Genomic DNA, 17,114 nt, shown 5'->3' with positions numbered 1-17,114 from the left:
TGAGAAACTTTCACAAATACAAAAAACTTCACTTTTTAATCACTGGCGAGATACCCTTCACATCTTATCTGTTCACACTCGCCCAAACTTACTCACTGATATAAACGCATTAACTCCTATTATATTTACTTTAGGTGATAAACAAGCAGTAAAAGATACAGCTGATGCTATCCAAGATGTGTCACGGTGGTGGAGCTAAAGAATAACATCTTGAGTGACAAATCACGTTACACCTTTGAGCCATTACGTGTAATTGCTGGCTATATGTCAATACGGTTCAGTTAAGCCTAAAAGTTGTGTAAATTAAGGATTGTAATCAAGACTAGAAAGAAACTGTAGTGGATCTCAAAGACTTCTCGTTGGTGTCTCCAATTATACTTGGCAGTGATTTGCTAAAAGCGATAGAGACAGCCATACCTGCAACTGCTATTGAGCAAGCGATCGCTACCAGCAAGGCCAATGAAGAAAGAAATCGTTCTTTGCCAGCACATTTGGTAGTTGGACTGGTGATAGCAATGAGCTTGTGGTCGAGAGATTCGATGCGAGATGTACTCAAAAACTTAGTTGATGGTCTTTCTGTGGCATGGGTAAAAGTTGGGAAATATTGGCGAGTACCTTGTAAATCAGCAATTACTCAAGCTCGGCAACGATTAGGGGCAGGGGTGATGAGGCAATTATTTCACCAGTTAGTACGACCAATGGCGACTGGTGAGACGATAGGAGCATTTCTAAATGGATTGCGAATTGTGGTGATTGATGGCACTTGTTTTGATCTTCCAGATAGCGATGAAAATGCGAGAGTTTTTGGTCGGCCTGGTAGTCGTCCAGGCACACAAGCAGCTTTTCCCAAAGTTAGATTAGTCATATTGGTAGAAGCAGGAACGCACATAATATTTGATGCTTTAATGTGCCCATACCGCATTGGAGAACGAGTGCGGGCATTAAAATTATTACGCTCTGTCACATCAGGGATGTTGTTGATGTGGGATAGGGGATTACATTCGTATGCAATGGTACACGCAACAGTATCTAAGGGGTGTGACTATTTAGGGAGAATTCCTGCCAATGTTAAATTCCTTGCAGAAAAATCGTTGCCAGACGGTTCTTATCTGTCATCGATTTACCCATCTGGAAAGTTACGAAAAAAGGGTTGTCAGCCAATATCAGTAAGAGTTATCGAGTACACAATTGAGCATCCTGATAATCCAGAAAACCAAGTGATATATCGCTTGATTACTAGCCTGTTAGACATTGAAAAATTCCCGGCAGAGTTGTTAGCTGAAGAATATCATCAACGTTGGGAAGTAGAAAATACCATTGATGAATTGAAAATCCATCTTTTGGGTCGAAAAACCCATGTTCGTTCCCAAAAACCACGAGAAGTTGTACAAGAAGTGTATGGTTGGTTGTTGGGACATTGGTCAGTCCGAGTGTTGATGTTTCAAGCGGCAACTAGTGCCTCTGTTCCTCCGTTGCGTCTAAGTTTTACAGGAACATTACGAGTCATTCGTCGTGCTATTCCTAAATTTCAACATTTGCCACCAGACGAATTACCCCTTTTTTCGATTGGTTAACCGTAGAGATTCTGGATACGTTATTACCCAAACGAATTAACCGTACTAATCCCAGGGTTGTAAAAAAACCTGTATCAAAGTTTCTTTCTAAAAAGCCAAAACACAGAGGTACTGGAAAACAAATAGAAGCTCCGAAATTTCACATTAATAATCAGCTTTTTAGCCTTAACTGAACCGTATTGGGCTATATGTATTGATATGGCGTTAAGCCGACAATCGTGCAGGCTTTTGATTAAAAATGATTGACTTAACTGCAAAAACTCAATAAAAACCCCACAAGTAAGTGGGGAAATTAGAACCTGGATATTTAGAACAAATGTACTATATACGGAGATACAAAGCAAGTTTTTTGCGGTGTTTTTTTTCTCTAAACGTAGTATTACGGAAAATGTTACTCAATCGGCATTAAGATAAAGCCTTTAAATTTTTGTATCTATGAACCATTTTTATAAAAAATTAACAAAAAGAAATTGTCCCATTCTGAATAAACAAGAGCATAAAAGCGGTTAAAGATGTCTAACAATGCAACCATAGGTGCGTTGTTGTGACTAATTCCAGCTTTTATCGCATTTTAGTCCCAAAAAAGATAATTATGCCCCAAAAATGGGCATGATGGCATCAAAATAACTGGTTTTGATGCCATAAATAGATATTCAACACTCAAAAAAACAATATTTATCCTCATTTAATGAGGTCTCATAAAAATAGATAAAGAAAGTTGTAGGAAAATTTATTTTTGTAAAAATAAATATAAATAAGGAATCTTGAATAATTCTGCATAACTAACATATTTTGTCAACTATTCATAGTGATAAAAATCTTACTAAAATCGGGTTTAATAGTAAAAAAATATATAGAAATTTGAATTAAATTTACAAAACTGGTTTGGTTCTAGTTAGTTGCACTAGAGTTTTTTTATTGTTCCTTTGCAAAATAATTGATTTTGACAGGAAATCAGATTTGTTCCTAGTAATTAAAGTGTGTCTTTTTGGCAAAGGACAGTTGGGAGCATTCAGTTTTGGCAGATAGACTTTTTTAGACAACCCATATAGTGGGTTTATGGTACGAAATAATTATTTTTCTTCCAAAAGTGGATGCTCCAGGACAGTTAAGCAGTTTCCTAGTCTTTGTTATGCAGATAAAACACTTACCTTTGACTTTGGCTCGGCTCAAAGCATCTATATCAGCAAATGAACGTGCTGATATTAGAGCAACAAAAAATAAAGGTTCAAAAAGCTTATTGAAGATATTTTTTCAGGTACGTTGGCAGCTTGTTTCAGTCACTACAACGCTTTTAATTGGTTTACAATCGAGGGCAGCTAGAGCAGATTCCATATTTTCTAATGCACAAAAAGCAATGGAATGTATAATTACTAGTGCCTCAGCAGGTGGAGCGATTACTAATGCAGTCTTAACTAGTCTGCCAATGATTTTATTTACCGCCTTGACAATAGTTTTATTCGGTTATTTCTGCTTCTCTATTTATCAAGGGGTTGCGGCGTATGGACGTGGTGAAGAAGTTAGTAATGTCATTCAGCAGCCAATTTTTACCTTCATATCTGTGATATTGATTGTAGTATTCCAATCACTGCTTTTTGGCAATAACGCAGCTTGTAGCTAATGACCGAAGAATTAAGGAGTCAGAATAATTTACATTAAGTAAATTCAAAGAATCAAAATCAATTAGTGACAGATACCCTCAATCTGGTTCAGATAAGCTTTTTTCTCTCCCTCTGTTTGCCTCGCTCCTCCTGTCTACTTCCACAAATTAATTTCCATTTTCTTAACTGAACCGTATTGGTAATATCTTGCGAAATTTAGCTATGATTTCATAGCTAAATCAGAATCCATTCTGGTTCCTAAACAGCATTTATTTAACGGCAGTTGCTACAAATCAAAAAATTACGAGGATGCACTGCCTTCTTGATGCTGATTAGCTTATCAGCATTTAAGTTGTATAAAAGTAGGGCTACAGCCCTTACTACAAGCGAATCATTCTGGAAAAATGAATGACGATTAGCTTAATACCTGTACTTATTCTGAATCCTGAATTCTGGTTTCTGGTTTCTGGTTTCTGGTTTTTGACTTCTGACTTCTGATTTCTAATTTAATGGCAATTTATAAAAGCTCATGAAACAAGAGATAATCAAAGTCAATCAGAGCTTAGGTGAAAGCCCCAAGTTTGGCCCGTTTACAGGTAGACAGTTCGTAATTTTCGCCGGAGTATTTTGCGTAGTTTTTGGACTGCTCTGCTTAATTCTCGGATTAGATATATTTTGGGGATTAGGCTTGGCATTTTGGGCTAGTTTATCAGTAGCTTTCTTATCAGGAGATAAGCCTTATCTGTACTGGTCAAAGATTTATCCTATTATCCCCAGATGGACAAGAGGATATGCTAATTACACCTCACCACAGCATAAGAAAAAAGTCGGTACTAGAAAAGTCAAGCTAACTCGTTCATCTAAACCTAAAACCCTCAATCCATTTGAAGATTGGTTAGATTTGACTACTATAGTCAGGCTAAAAAAAGATTCTTATGTCGTTGGAGCTTATCTACTAAGTAAAAAGAATCTGACGCAAAGTAGTAACACCCTGCAATTAATATTTGGTTTTGCTTGTACTGGAATTCATCCTTTATTCCATTCAGAACAAGAAATAGAAGCGGTGGCTCAAGCCTTTGAAAACGGCTGTAAAGAAATTCCCCAAGGCGAAAAAATCACTTGTCGCTGGAGTTCATTCTGCGATGATAGCGATAGTACAGATTATTTAATGCAACGTTTGAATAACCCAATTTCTCTAGAAAGTGAGTTTTTAGACTGGGGGAGGTTAGCAAGAACTCAAAAACTGACAAAGGAGAAAGCCCGTAAAGATATCAAATTAAATATTTATTGGTCATTTACAGTCACCTCAGAATCGCTAGACACTTCAGACCCAGTAGATAAGTTTTTAGCGAAATTGACTAACTTCCTCCAAAGAAGATTCACTGATTCAGGAGTTAGTCAAATCACCAAAAAGCGATTCACGCAGATTTTAACAAAAGCACTAGAAGCCTCATTAAGATACCAGCAGATTCTCTCAGAGATGGGGTTGAATCCTCAGCCCAAAACCGACAAAGACCTATGGAGAGAACTTTGTAAAAACATCGGAGCAAAGGAAGTAATCATCCCGCATACATTGGTATTTGATGAGCAAGGGTTGAAAGAAGAAATTGACGAGAAAGCCGCCTTCGATAAACCACTAGAAATCATCAATCAACCGCATCTCACCTCAATCATTCTCAATAATGGTGTACCTTTCGCCGATAAACGATGGATTTGCTTACCAAACGGTGATGAGAAGAAGTATGTCGGAGTAATGGTACTAACCCGGAAACCAGAAATCTTTGCTTCCACTAAACATCAAATTCGTTTCCTGTGGGATTTATTCTCACGCAACAACATTTTTGATGTAGAAATCATCACAGAATTCTCCCCGGCTGACCGAGGGATAAACCGTGCAGCCCAGCAGATGATTACCAAACGTTCTAGGGCATTAGATTTGAATGTTCAACAGAAAAAATCAATAGATGTCTCTGCCCAAATCAATGTGGAACGCTCAGTGGAAGCACAAAGGCAACTATATACAGGAGATGTACCACTAAATTTAAGCTTGGTAGTGCTGGTTTACCGAAATACAGCAGAGCAAGTAGACGATGCCTGTAGGTTGATAGCTGGCTATATTAACCAACCCACAGAACTAACCCGTGAATATGAATATGCTTGGTTAATCTGGCTGCAAACATTGCTCATCAGGCAAGAACCGATTTTGATGCGTCCATATAATCGGCGGCAAACTTTCTTTGCAAGTGAAGTTTTGGGATTAACTAATATAGTGCAGAATAGTCCCGCAGATCATCAAGGGTTTGAGTTAATCGCAGATGAGAGTGATTCACCCGTCAAAATTGACTTATCAAAGACCAAAAATATTTTAGTTCTGGGTACAACCGGCTCAGGTAAATCAGTTTTGGTAGCTTCCATTATCGCCGAGTGCCAAGCTCAAGATATGAGCATTTTAATGATAGACCTGCCCAATGATGACGGCACAGGGACATTTGGGGACTACACACCCTATCACAACGGTTTTTACTTTGATATTTCCAAAGAGTCTAACAATTTGGTGCAGCCGTTAGACTTATCAAAAATCCCAGAAGAACAACGGGAGGAACGAGCTAAAGCCCACAGAAACGATGTCAACTTGATTGTTCTTCAGTTAGTCTTGGGTTCGCAATCATTTGATGGTTTCTTGTCCCAGACAATCGAATCCCTTATCCCACTAGGGACAAAAGCCTTTTACGATGACCCCGACATTCAACGACGTTTTGCTCTTGCCAAGAAAGGAGGATTAGGTTCTGCGGCTTGGGAGAATACCCCAACCCTTGCAGACATGGAGTATTTCTTCTCTACAGACCACATAAACTTGGGTTATGAAGATGAAAACGTAGATAGGGCGTTGAACTATATCCGCCTACGCTTTCAATATTGGAGAAATAGTACTATTGGCAATGCTATCTGCCGTCCTTCCACCTTTGATACTGATGCCAAGCTGATTACCTTTGCCCTGACCAACCTGCAATCAAGTAAAGACGCTGAAGTTTTCGGGATGTCTGCTTATATTGCCGCTTCCAGGCAATCCCTATCAGCACCCAATAGCGTTTTCTTCATGGATGAATCCAGTGTATTGTTGCGGTTTGCTGCCTTATCGCGGTTAGTGGGTCGTAAATGCGCGACTGCTCGAAAATCTGGCTGTCGGGTCATACTTGCGGGTCAAGATATTCTGTCGATCGCTAACTCAGAAGCTGGTGAACAAATTTTACAAAATATGCCCTGTCGGTTAATAGGGCGGATAGTACCAGGGGCTGCAAAAAGTTTTTCAGAGCATTTAGGCATACCAAAGCAAATTATTGATAAAAATGAAAGTTTTCGTCCCAATGTAAAACAGCTATATACGCTGTGGCTATTGGATTACAACAACAAATATATACGCTGTCGTTACTATCCTTCCTACCCAATGTTGGCGTTAGTTGCTAATAGCAGAGAAGAGCAAGCAGCACGCGATAGGTTTAAAGCAATGTACTCAGATAAGTTTCAATGGGTGTCTGAATTTGCTAAATACTATGTTGGTTGCATTAAGCAGGGAAAGCCTTTATGAAAAAGTTAGAAATTGCTACGGTATTTGCACAATATAAAGTCTTGTTGGCTATTTTAGGAGTTTTATCATCATGGGCATCATTTGAAGTGTGGAAGTGGCATCAGCAACAGCATGAGAAGTATATTGCCCAGAAACAGCAAGCTTGTCAACAACGTTTAAATTCTGCTAACCGATATGTACAAAGTGACCGATTTCTCAAAGCGGCATATTATGCAAGTAAAACTCAAGATAAACTTCAAATTAAATTAAATAAACCTGGGATCAATACTGATTTTAAACCTGAGCAACAATACATACTGATGTATGATAAGCCAGTATCTTTAATCCCTGTTAATCCTAGATATGAAGGTAATTTATTTGAAAGATTATCTAGGCAACCAGATAAATATCCACCAGAACCACTAATAGTAACTGGTAAGAAACTTTTAGGAAATAAAGCAGAAGTAATATCTGCTTGCGCTCCCAAATCTTTTACAGTCTCCTTGGAGAATTTATATGAAATCACTCAGCCGATTGACATTAGCCCTTATCTACCGCCATTTAGCAGTTTTTAGTAGTTTAATAGTTGTATTCATTTTTTGTTCAGTTTTACCGGCCACAGCCAAATCTTCATTTCTAGAACAATTTCAGCAAGTCATGACAAGCTTGCAGTCATACATTAAGCTGTATAGCCAAGAATTTAGCCAGCTATCGAAAGACGCTAACAAAGATGAAGATAAAGACCTAGATATAGCCATCACTTCTACAAATGGAGTTATGGGTATACCTGACCCATTAAAAGCAGGTAAAAATATCAAGGTGATTATTCAACAGCAAGATACTGATTTAGTAGAAACTGATTCTCAAGCCCAAGGTGAAAATGCTCAGAGACAATGGCATCAAGCTTATACTTATGGACTATCTGGATCTGTTTTAGGCAGAGAAGGGCAAAAAACTCAAGCGCAAGAAGCAGAAATCTCTAATTATGCTGTAGAAAATTCATCTAATACTGCTGATGAAGTACAAAATGATGTCATCACTCAAGACATCTTGAAAAAGATGGCAGTGCAGAATCTACAAACAACAGTTATTACTAAATCAATTCACAGTGAAGCACAAAAACAAACTAGAGCTTTATCAGCAGCCAATATCAATTTGAGTGACATTTCCAGTAGGTTGGATGAACAAGCAAGAAAAGAGCAAGCTAATAATAATTCCAGTGCAAGACAAATTATAGGTGCGGCTGCTTTTGCTGATGCTTTTTGGGAGCAAAGCAATGCTAAATAATTTAACTAACTTCTGGTATTTACTAGCAGTTACTGGAGATACAAATGCGGAAGATATAGTTGACGGTGCGATTAATGGCTCTCGCATGGTTGTATCTTCATTTAACCAAGACTGGCAAGATTTAGCTAACGGTAACAGTGAAGTTTTTAAAGCAGTAGTTGCTGTTTCTGCTTTATGTGGAGTGGTTTTTGTTTCCTTCTGGTCTATCAGTTGGTATTCTAGGTTAATTCAGGAAGGATTTAGTCATGAAATTTTGAATGAGATGGTCTATCCATTATTAGTCTGTTTAATGTTGACTGTTAATAATGGGCAGTTACTTGCTACCACATCTTTGATGTTTCGTAATGTAGCGGTAAATTTGAATGACAAAGTATTAAGTATTACGCGAAATGGCATTACTTTGAGAGATGCTATTCGTACTGCCAATATGGATCAGGCTTTTGCTATTTCAGTTCAAACACAACTACAAGAATGTGAAAAAGAGCCTGAGAATGGCGTAGATGACCAAGGACAAAAAATTAATCCCAGAGAAATATGTAGAGATGAAAAAATAAATCAAGCTAAAAATAACGCTCAAAAGTATAAAGAAAAGCACGGTTTATCTTCCTATTCAAATAGTTGGAATCCATTAGATATAGCTGGGCAAACTATTAATTCAATGGTGCAAGCCCTGTCATGGATTATATTCAGTGGCTTACAAGCGGCCTTTCAATATGTTGTGCAAGTAGCATTCTTACTAAATGCCTATATCGCCCCTATTTTTTTAGTGCTTTCACTTTTCCCTTTTGGAGCTAAACCCATCTATGCTTGGGTTGCAGGATGGTTAGCACTGACATTGGTACTCATGTCATACTCAATTGTTTGTGGAATGGCTGCTAGTGCAATAGTGAATGCTAGTAACAATAATCCCTTGTTCTTACAGCTAGTACAAGCAATTTTGTCTCCAATACTGGCGTTAGCAATGGGATCTGGTGGGGGGATGGCAGCTTTCTCATGTTTCTCTAGCAGTGGGAGGTTAATCTCAGGGAGGGTATTCAGATGAGATTACTGGATAAGAAAGAGATAAACTTTACTCCCTTAGTATCAATAGGGCAAGCTGTTATCTTACTCTTCTTGTTACTGATAAATCTAACTAATTCCAGTAAATTAAGTAAAATATCTAACCAGAAACCTACCTTAGTAGAACTTCAAGACGGTACTTCCATTAGAGCAATTGCTGTAGGAGAAAAAGACCGTACTGACCAAGCGATTATGGACTTTGCAGGGCGGACAATGATGAATTTGATGAGTTGGAATGCCGTTCCCAAGTCGTCTGATAGTAACTTAGATCCAACCAAACTAAAACTTGACCCCGGTGTACAAGTATCTGATAAAAAACTCACTACAAATACTTGGAGTGCAGGATTTGCATTATCAGAAGATTTTCGCGCTAGTTTTCTGCGAGAAATCGCAGCTTTAACACCGCCTGACGTGTTTAATGGTGATACTCAATCAGCTTTACTTGTACGCCATCTTTCGCCTCCTCAGAAAATAGAAGAAGGTAAATGGCGATTAGAAATGGTTGCCAACTTAGTAGTTTTTAAAGGTCAAGACCAATTAGGTAAGGCTATTTCTTTTAATAAAACTGTATTTGTGAGAGCAGTAGATACACCACCTTTACCGAATAATCCTTCTGTACCACAGATAGAGGCTTATAGAGCTAGAAAAGCGGGAATGGAAATTTACCGTATCCAAGATTTAGATTTAGGAAAGTAGCTTTATGTCAAATCAAAGTCAAGTTGTAAATACGAATTCTGAAGCTACTACTGGTGATACTTCCCATAGAAGCCAAGAATTTGCTCGGATGAATGGGGTAGAAATTTCCAATGTTTCAGAAACATCATCACCTGTGGATGAACAAAAAACTGAACCAGAAGAAATTGTCACTACTCGCCCTGTAGCTAATCACCCATTACTAAAAGGGTTAACAGTCTCTGGTGGGGTGCTGTTAATAGTTGTCATGTTTGGGACGATGATTAGCTCAATTACAGGGGTTTTGAATTCTCCCAGTGATAAGCCAGCCCAGCAAAATGCAAAAAGTATTCAGACAGATATTAAATCAGATGATGAAAATGAGGAAGGAGAGCTTAAAACAGCGATCGCTCTTACCTCTCAAAAAGGGGAGTTACAAGCTGTTACTAAAAAAGACGCTGAAACTGCACCACCAACGCCAACAATTACCCCTACAGCTACAGCCACTCCTACACCTACCGTCAAAACTCAGCCGCGACCATTAACTATTCATAAAGCACCACCGCCACCTATTGTTACTAGACCTAGTAAAAGCGATCGTGTTGCTGCTCAACCAGTAGTCAGACAATCTGCGTCTGCTCTTATACCCAAACCCGTAAAATCTCAAGTTGTCTCCAATCCGTTACCCGTTCGTACCACTCCTAAAGACCCGATGCAGGAGTGGTTAGCAGCTGCTAATGTCGGTAATTACTCCTCTACTGACACTGGCAATGCAGATTTAAACCAGGAAGAGGCAGAATTGGGTAATGTTCAAGTGAATGGGGGTATAGGGATAAAACCAGATAGCCTACCTCGGAGCGATCGCAATTCTTCACCACAGTCACCACCGACTAACTACGATGGCAAGCGGGTTTTAGTCGGAACTCGTGCGGCGGGTGTGATAGAAACTCCTGTAGCCTGGGTGGGTAGTGGTGTAAGTAATCAGCAGCAGCAAAATAGCCTGATTCGTTTAACTCAACCCCTGAAAGCATTTGATGGGTCTGAAGTTTTACCCAAAGATGCTTATGTTGTGGCTATGATCAATCCCACTAACTCAGAAATAGTGCAAATGACGGCTGTTTCTGTATTAGTGAACATCAACGGTAAAACCGAGGAAAAGCCACTGGCTCAGAATTCGATTTTGGTATTGGGTAAAAACGGTAATTTATTAAAAGCTGAATCTCGTCAAGGTGGCAGTAATTTAGGCAATTCGCTCATGGCATCTCTGCTGTCTGGTTTATCTAAGGTGGCTGAGATTCAAAATAGGGCTAATTCAGAGACGACAATTAGTTCCTTGGGTACAACAACCACTACAACAAGCAACAGTGAGAAGAATTTACTGGCTGGTTTTACTGAAGGCAGTATTAATCAAATTCTCAGTAGGATGAAAAATTCCAATGAGCAGCAATTACAACAAGTACAACAGCAACAACAAGTCTTTGTAATTGAAACAGGTAAACCAGTGCAAATCTTTGTAAATCAATCAATTTCGATATGAAATTAGGCAATGAGTAATGAGTTAAAAGGATAAATTCTGAATTTATAACTATTACACAATTTCTTGCAGATAAATCCGTTGTGATATGAAACGTTTAGGTTTTTTACTGCTAACTACGTTAGTTATCAACGCTAATACAGGCATAGCTTTAGCACTACCAGCCGCGAGAAATGTTTATTCACAAGATGCTCAAGGTAGTAATTCTCATGGAATTGACTTAAAGATTTGGGCTGGTTACGGTTTGACTATCAATTTCATTCCCACAGGTGAAACCATCAGGCAAGTGTGGTTAGGAGACCCTTCCCGCTTTGCTTTAACTTCTAATGGCAACTTATGTCAGCGTGGTGCATCAGATGAAAATTGTGGTAGTGGAGGAGCTACAATTTTATTCCTCAGACAAATTAAACCAATTAGTTTTCCGGTTTTAACTTCCAGTCAAGATGGTAGTACCGTGATTACCGTGATTACTGCTAATGCTGACGGTCAAAAACAATATCAATTTCAGTTGATTCCGGCTAGAGGTAAACCAGAATATACCAGTTTAATTATTAAGCCAGATTCGGATAAACCACAGCCGTTATTAATAGCTGAAAAACCGTTAGTTAATCAAAATAGATTAAACAATACCAATAATATTACCAATAACACCGCACCTCGAAATTTTGATAAAAAACCACGTTTAACAGTCAATACTTCTTCGCAAATTAGCACTGTTTCACAAAGAAATGATGCTAATGCCGTAGCTTATGGTTTAGCGGTGGCGGTGGGTAATGGCGCAATCAAACCTAAGTCTATAGTATGGCGACAAACGCAAGATACCATCCGTTTATTGAGGAGAGGTAAAAGTAGGACAGAGGCTATTAGGTTATCAGGTATTCCCCAAGAAATGTTCAATAAACTGATGCAATGGGGGCAAACTCAGTGATTAACAATAGAGCTTTATTATCAATAGTTTCTGCCTCAATAGTTGCGACATCACTTCTAGAATTACCCAGTGTCGCCAATGCAGAAATTCCAACAGTTACTTATAATTCCGGTAAATATCAATTAAAGTCTCCAGACTGGTCAAAAATCAATTGGAGTAGCTTAGATCCATTACAACAGCCCGGATATCTTGATATTTCCCCAGATATAGCCGCCAAAATTGGCTATAATCCCTCCCGTTCTTGGACAGCCGGACAGAGTATTGATTCTGTAATTATGTTGGGGGACGTAGATGATGCTTTTCAAATGTCTGCCTTCAGCCTGAAAACTATCTCTGTTATCGTACCTCTGGGCCCCAAGCTTACACTCAAAGACTTGGGATTAATGCAGTGGCAAACTCCTAACACCCTAGTCAAAGCTATTCCCAGCTTGGGCAACCTTGATATTAATCAAGTTCCACCTATTTATGATTTATTCGCGCAATCTCGTTACAGTAGCATAACTTCTAATTCAATAGCCGCAGCTACTCTAAAGTCAAACAAACCTGACAAAAATTCGCTCAAAATTGGACTGAACGGTAAGATTTCAACTATTTTAAAATCTAATCCACAAGCTGCTAATACCCCTTTGGGTAAAAAACTGGATCTAGGTCGATATCCCATCAACTCAATTCCTAGACTTAATCAGACGCAACTATCAAGATTTCCAGGCTGGCAGCAAAGCTACATTAATCAAGTGCCGGGGCTAAATCAAGTACCTTTTGACAAGATGCCACAGCCGATTAATTCGGGTTTGGATGTGGTGGGTATAGCTTCTGTGGTTTTAGGTAATTCGGAACGTGGTGATTCTAGGGCAAGAGAGAATTACTTTGTTTCTGGTAGGGTAAATCGTTCCAACAAAAATGTTGTTGTCGCCTGTAATGTGGGTAAAGAGTGTCCATTCCTAGAACTAGGTGATGTTGCAGGGCAAGCTGGCAACCTTTACGGTAAGCGATGGGCTTCTGGTTCTGCTCAGAAAGTAGACGGTGGTTTTGGGATCTTACAACGTGTTAACGGTGGTAAAGAACCAACAGGTAGGCTTGTCTACGGTTCTGGTTTCAAAGTTGTGCTAACTGGTGTAAATGAGTCCACTGGTACAGCCAACTTTGGGCTATTTTTTCGTTTTTGCATTAGCTTTCTCTGGGGTGGTAAATCTTGCACTCCCTACTTTATTGGCCCTGTACCTTGGATTCCCACTCAAGAGAATGATTTAGTCATTCTAGGGAGGGGGTGAAAATGGCTGAAATATCCAAAACTACCCAACAAGTAAAGAGAGCAGGGGGAGGTGTGCAGCAGGGGGAGAAAGATTCATTGAAAAATATTTCTCTTTACTCCCCAGCGACCCCAGCCCCCCCAGCTTATAACCTTGTTCCTGAGAATTTTAAGGATGCCTTTTTCTCCCCAATGGGTTTGGGATTACTTGTAAGTGTGGGGGCGTTAATGTTAGCGAAAGCAATGGAGGGGCGAGGGGCAACAAACAAACTAGCACGGGCGCGATGGGCAGGAGGTAGGGAGAAAACAGCAGCTCGTAAGCTGGCCTGCAAACAACTGATTGAACGCAAACATAACAGGGTAGCTTTATACATTGGTACACCTAAAGGTACTACTTTTCAGGTTGTTGACAATAAACGCATTATCAATATTCCAGAAGATAAAAGCAGACTCTATCTGCCAGATGTACAACGTGGAATTTTAGTTTGTGGCGGGGCTGGTTCTGGTAAAACCTTCTCCATGATTAACCCTCTGGTGCGTTCTGCTATCGACCAGGGACTACCAATTATCCTTTACGATTTTAAGTATGCTCACCAAGAATCGGCTACATCTGACGCTAAAGGGCAAGCACCCAAACTAGCAGGATACGCCGCCATGCGTGGGTATGAGGTTTCTATCCTCTCCCCTGGTTTTCCTGAATCCTGCGTAGCTAATCCCTTAGATTTTCTACGGAGTGAAACTGATGCAGAGATGGCGCGTCAGTTAGCGATCGTCCTCAATCGTAATTTTAAGCTGACAAGTGGTGATGCTTTAGATAGTGGATTTTTTGCTAATGCAGGGGATCAGCTGGCACAAGCAATCTTCATGCTGGCGCGGGGTACTTGTTTTCCTGACATTATGATGTGCCATGCCATTCTCAGTTTGCCTAAATTAATTGACCGCATTCAACAAGCTTCTTTAAATCCTTGGGTAAAAGTTGCCTTTGACCAATTCTTATCTGTAGCGGGTTCTCCAGAAACCGCCGCTAGTATTGTCGGTACAACAAGCGGATTATTTACTCGCTTTATGACCCCATCCACCCTTTCTGGCTTCTGTGGTCAAACAAATATCCCCTTAGATTTGAAGGGGCGGAAAATGGTGGTTTTCGGCATGGACAAGGAGAAACGAGATGTAATTGCTCCTTTGTTAGTTTCTATCTTGCACCTTTTATGTTCTCGTAATTTGGCTGGTAAACGCACAGAACCATTAGTTTTAGCACTGGATGAATTACCAACTTTGTATCTACCAGCCTTAGTTGATTGGCTCAATCAAAATCGTGAAGATGGCTTGATTTGTTTACTGGGATTGCAAAACTTATCACAGCTTGAGAAGGCTTATTCCAAAGAAACCACCAATGCTATATTTGGCGGTTGCGCTACAAAAGCTTTCTTTAATCCCCAAGATGATGTGGCGGCGGAACGTTTTAGTAACTTCTTAGGTGACGAGCAAATCAAGCACAGAGAACGTTCACGCAGTTCCGGTGGTAAAGGTGGTGCAAGTACCTCAATTTCTGAGCAAAACAGTACCCGCAATTTATTTGAGGTTAACCAATTTAATACCTTACCGGAAGGCAGAGCCGTAATTGTTAGTCCTGGGTTTCGCTCTGGTAGAGATGTAAGTATTCCGCTATTAGAGCAAATTCGTATTCCAAAATCTGATATTAACTTGGAGGCGAAAAGTATTGAAAAGTGGTATGGACTCCAGCAACAGTTTATCTCACAATCTACTCTGCGTGAACCATCTGGGGAAGAGTTAGAAATCCGGCATTTAGAGGCAGAGATGTTATTGCCTTTAGTTGATAAAAAGGCAGAGGCGAATAACAGATTGAAAAATCTTTAGGAGGTAATTTATGACCGCAGAAAGGCCGCAGTTCGCGGAGTGTCGGGGATGTGGGGAGAATGAGGAGGAATTGAGAATGGGCGCTTACCCTGAGCGCAAACTGCTTCCCACACTCCCCACCCTATGAGTGAGAAATTCGGGAGCAATAACTGCCTTCTTCGATAAATTTTTCCCTCAGATGAAAGGGTTACAAATTCCTAAAATTATTTATTTTTGAATTCTTGAATTTGGAGCAAAGCAACGTGACTAATTTATCTGAATACGAATTGCGATTGTTAAGCAAACTGCCGCTTGATATTGCCTCGTTAGTTAAGACTTATCGAACTGATATCTTCAATGCAGCAGAGTTTTGGGATGAACCACCGTTCCCTGAAAATCATGTCCCAGAATTCATTGAAATTTACTATGGCGATGCAGAAAGCCCTCACATTTTCATAGTAAATGGAGAGCTAAAAGATTATAAAGTGACCAACTTACCTGATAACACAAAGTCAATTTCAGTTCTAATTGATGACCAATGGGCTTATATCCAAATTGAAGGAGATGTAATTCTCAATCGTTTAGGAGGTGTAGTTTTACCAGATGTCTTAGTCAGTCCATCGACTCTCATTAGTTCCTTAGTAGGAGTTACAAATCATGGATGAAATAAAATCTGAGGCGAAACAAGTGCAACATGATTATTTAGAAATCCTCAATGACATTCTGCATAAGCTGCTAGAAAAAGGAAAATTTCAAGAGTTAGACACTACTAAAGACTTATCAATTTACGTTGGCAACCAACCCAAGTATAAAGGGCATCCTGATGGCGAAGTGTCCGTAAATTTGATGACTCCAGAACTGGTAGATAAAATCAAGACGGCTATCAATGACCCGCAAAACTTGAAAGGTTCTGTCCGCATCATGATTGGTAAGGATAAGGTCTATCATGTTAAGGATGGAGAGGTTTTAAGTGATAAACTGGGTTTAAGTAGCCAGATTAGCCAGAATCAATCCCAGTCTCAACAACCAGCCAAATCAGTACAACAATCTTCGAGCATTGAGGATTTACAAAAGCAGGTAGAGGCTTTACAGCAAAAGGTTCAAAACCAGCAAAGTTTGATTGATAGTTTTGCTACCCAAAAGCAATCAAGCGTTGAAGTTACTCAAAAATTATCGACAGACTTGATTAGTCTTAAACAAGCTTTTGATGCTCAACAAAAAACTATTGAGCAATTGCAGAAGGGACTGGAAGCTATAAATAATCAAAATAACCCTGCGGTCAAGAATGCAACCTTGCATGATTGGATAAACTCGATTGAGACTAAGGCTAAGAACACTGCCAAAAATCTCTATGAACAGGTAAAAACTGCCCTCACTCCCAAAGTTGATAAAGTCAAAACCCAATTAGAGGCTCAAATTGTCACTTTAAAAGAGCAGATGAATCAACAGATGGAGTCTCTTAAAACTGAGATGAGGTCACAAGTTGCATCTGTTAAAAATGAATTTGAATCACAGTTGGGTGTAGTTAACGATGGTATTGGTGAAGTCAAGCAGTTAGTCACTGATGAGATTCAGCATGGCATGGAGCGTCATCAATCTGCTATGGGTGCTATTCACAATAAGGTTTCAGAGGAAGTTAATACAGTCCATAAACAGATAACTCAAGCTGTTGGTGATATCCACTCAGCAGCTAATCATACTGTGAAGCAGAATCTCGAAAAAGTTACTAACAGTGTGATGGATATTAAAGGCAAGGCTCTTGCCAAGGGTGTAGATTCCATGCTGCGT

14 protein-coding genes are annotated in these 17,114 nt (G+C 39.5%); all 14 read left to right on the top strand.

What is annotated here, in order from left to right:
* The coding region (locus tag VB732_RS26440) for a hypothetical protein (protein ID WP_323233852.1) at nucleotides 1–199 on the top strand (199 nt) is incomplete at its 5' end.
* Nucleotides 200–428: 229 nt separating this feature from the next.
* A complete protein-coding gene (locus VB732_RS26435; RefSeq protein ID WP_416235779.1) occupies nucleotides 429–1,574 on the top strand; it encodes an IS4 family transposase in 1,146 nt (381 codons plus the stop codon).
* Nucleotides 1,575–2,706: 1,132 nt separating this feature from the next.
* On the top strand, nucleotides 2,707–3,195 hold the full coding sequence (locus VB732_RS26430; RefSeq protein WP_323233850.1) for a hypothetical protein: 489 nt from the start codon (nucleotides 2,707–2,709) through the stop codon (nucleotides 3,193–3,195).
* 509 nt (nucleotides 3,196–3,704) lie between these two features.
* Entirely contained in the window at nucleotides 3,705–6,761 is a 3,057-nt protein-coding gene (locus VB732_RS26425) for a helicase HerA domain-containing protein (protein WP_323233849.1), read from the top strand.
* Nucleotides 6,758–7,315 (top strand): hypothetical protein, encoded by a 558-nt coding sequence (locus VB732_RS26420; protein ID WP_012412865.1) that lies wholly within the window; start codon nucleotides 6,758–6,760, stop codon nucleotides 7,313–7,315. Before VB732_RS26425 ends, VB732_RS26420 begins: the two co-directional genes overlap by 4 nt.
* Entirely contained in the window at nucleotides 7,257–8,027 is a 771-nt protein-coding gene (locus tag VB732_RS26415; protein WP_323233848.1) for a hypothetical protein, read from the top strand. Before VB732_RS26420 ends, VB732_RS26415 begins: the two co-directional genes overlap by 59 nt.
* On the top strand, nucleotides 8,017–9,069 hold the full coding sequence (locus VB732_RS26410; protein ID WP_012412863.1) for a type IV secretion system protein: 1,053 nt from the start codon (nucleotides 8,017–8,019) through the stop codon (nucleotides 9,067–9,069). Before VB732_RS26415 ends, VB732_RS26410 begins: the two co-directional genes overlap by 11 nt.
* Nucleotides 9,066–9,782, top strand: coding sequence for a hypothetical protein (locus VB732_RS26405; protein WP_012412862.1), 717 nt, complete (start codon nucleotides 9,066–9,068; stop codon nucleotides 9,780–9,782). The genes VB732_RS26410 and VB732_RS26405 overlap by 4 nt, the downstream gene beginning before the upstream one ends.
* A 4-nt stretch (nucleotides 9,783–9,786) precedes the next feature.
* Nucleotides 9,787–11,295 carry a hypothetical protein gene (locus VB732_RS26400; RefSeq protein ID WP_323233847.1) on the top strand — a complete coding sequence of 503 codons (1,509 nt, stop codon included), beginning with the start codon at nucleotides 9,787–9,789 and terminating at the stop codon, nucleotides 11,293–11,295.
* Between the two features lie 85 nt (nucleotides 11,296–11,380).
* Nucleotides 11,381–12,220, top strand: coding sequence for a hypothetical protein (locus tag VB732_RS26395; protein WP_323233846.1), 840 nt, complete (start codon nucleotides 11,381–11,383; stop codon nucleotides 12,218–12,220).
* Nucleotides 12,217–13,491 (top strand): hypothetical protein, encoded by a 1,275-nt coding sequence (locus tag VB732_RS26390; protein ID WP_238845306.1) that lies wholly within the window; start codon nucleotides 12,217–12,219, stop codon nucleotides 13,489–13,491. The genes VB732_RS26395 and VB732_RS26390 overlap by 4 nt, the downstream gene beginning before the upstream one ends.
* A 2-nt stretch (nucleotides 13,492–13,493) precedes the next feature.
* On the top strand, nucleotides 13,494–15,347 hold the full coding sequence (locus VB732_RS26385) for a type IV secretory system conjugative DNA transfer family protein (RefSeq protein WP_323233845.1): 1,854 nt from the start codon (nucleotides 13,494–13,496) through the stop codon (nucleotides 15,345–15,347).
* Between the two features lie 242 nt (nucleotides 15,348–15,589).
* Nucleotides 15,590–15,991, top strand: a complete 402-nt coding sequence (locus VB732_RS26380) for a hypothetical protein (RefSeq protein WP_323233844.1) — start codon at nucleotides 15,590–15,592, stop codon at nucleotides 15,989–15,991.
* Nucleotides 15,984–17,114: hypothetical protein (locus tag VB732_RS26375; protein ID WP_323233843.1), on the top strand; the 1,131-nt coding region annotated here is incomplete at its 3' end. The genes VB732_RS26380 and VB732_RS26375, both read left to right, overlap by 8 nt.

Origin of the sequence: Nostoc sp. UHCC 0252 (assembly GCF_034931145.1) — a bacterium.
GTDB lineage: Bacteria > Cyanobacteriota > Cyanobacteriia > Cyanobacteriales > Nostocaceae > Nostoc.
The sequence above is the reverse complement of the archived record's forward strand: the minus strand, read 5'-3'. Positions and strand labels throughout refer to the sequence as shown.

Excerpts from the sequence above, each read along its gene's own strand:
- VB732_RS26430 (WP_323233850.1), top strand. The coding sequence starts at position 2,707 with ATGCAGATAAAACACTTACCTTTGACTTTGGCTCGGCTCAAAGCATCT.
- VB732_RS26425 (WP_323233849.1), top strand. The coding sequence starts at position 3,705 with ATGAAACAAGAGATAATCAAAGTCAATCAGAGCTTAGGTGAAAGCCCC.
- VB732_RS26420 (WP_012412865.1), top strand. The coding sequence starts at position 6,758 with ATGAAAAAGTTAGAAATTGCTACGGTATTTGCACAATATAAAGTCTTG.
- VB732_RS26415 (WP_323233848.1), top strand. The coding sequence starts at position 7,257 with ATGAAATCACTCAGCCGATTGACATTAGCCCTTATCTACCGCCATTTA.
- VB732_RS26410 (WP_012412863.1), top strand. The coding sequence starts at position 8,017 with ATGCTAAATAATTTAACTAACTTCTGGTATTTACTAGCAGTTACTGGA.
- VB732_RS26405 (WP_012412862.1), top strand. The coding sequence starts at position 9,066 with ATGAGATTACTGGATAAGAAAGAGATAAACTTTACTCCCTTAGTATCA.
- VB732_RS26400 (WP_323233847.1), top strand. The coding sequence starts at position 9,787 with ATGTCAAATCAAAGTCAAGTTGTAAATACGAATTCTGAAGCTACTACT.
- VB732_RS26395 (WP_323233846.1), top strand. The coding sequence starts at position 11,381 with ATGAAACGTTTAGGTTTTTTACTGCTAACTACGTTAGTTATCAACGCT.
- VB732_RS26385 (WP_323233845.1), top strand. The coding sequence starts at position 13,494 with ATGGCTGAAATATCCAAAACTACCCAACAAGTAAAGAGAGCAGGGGGA.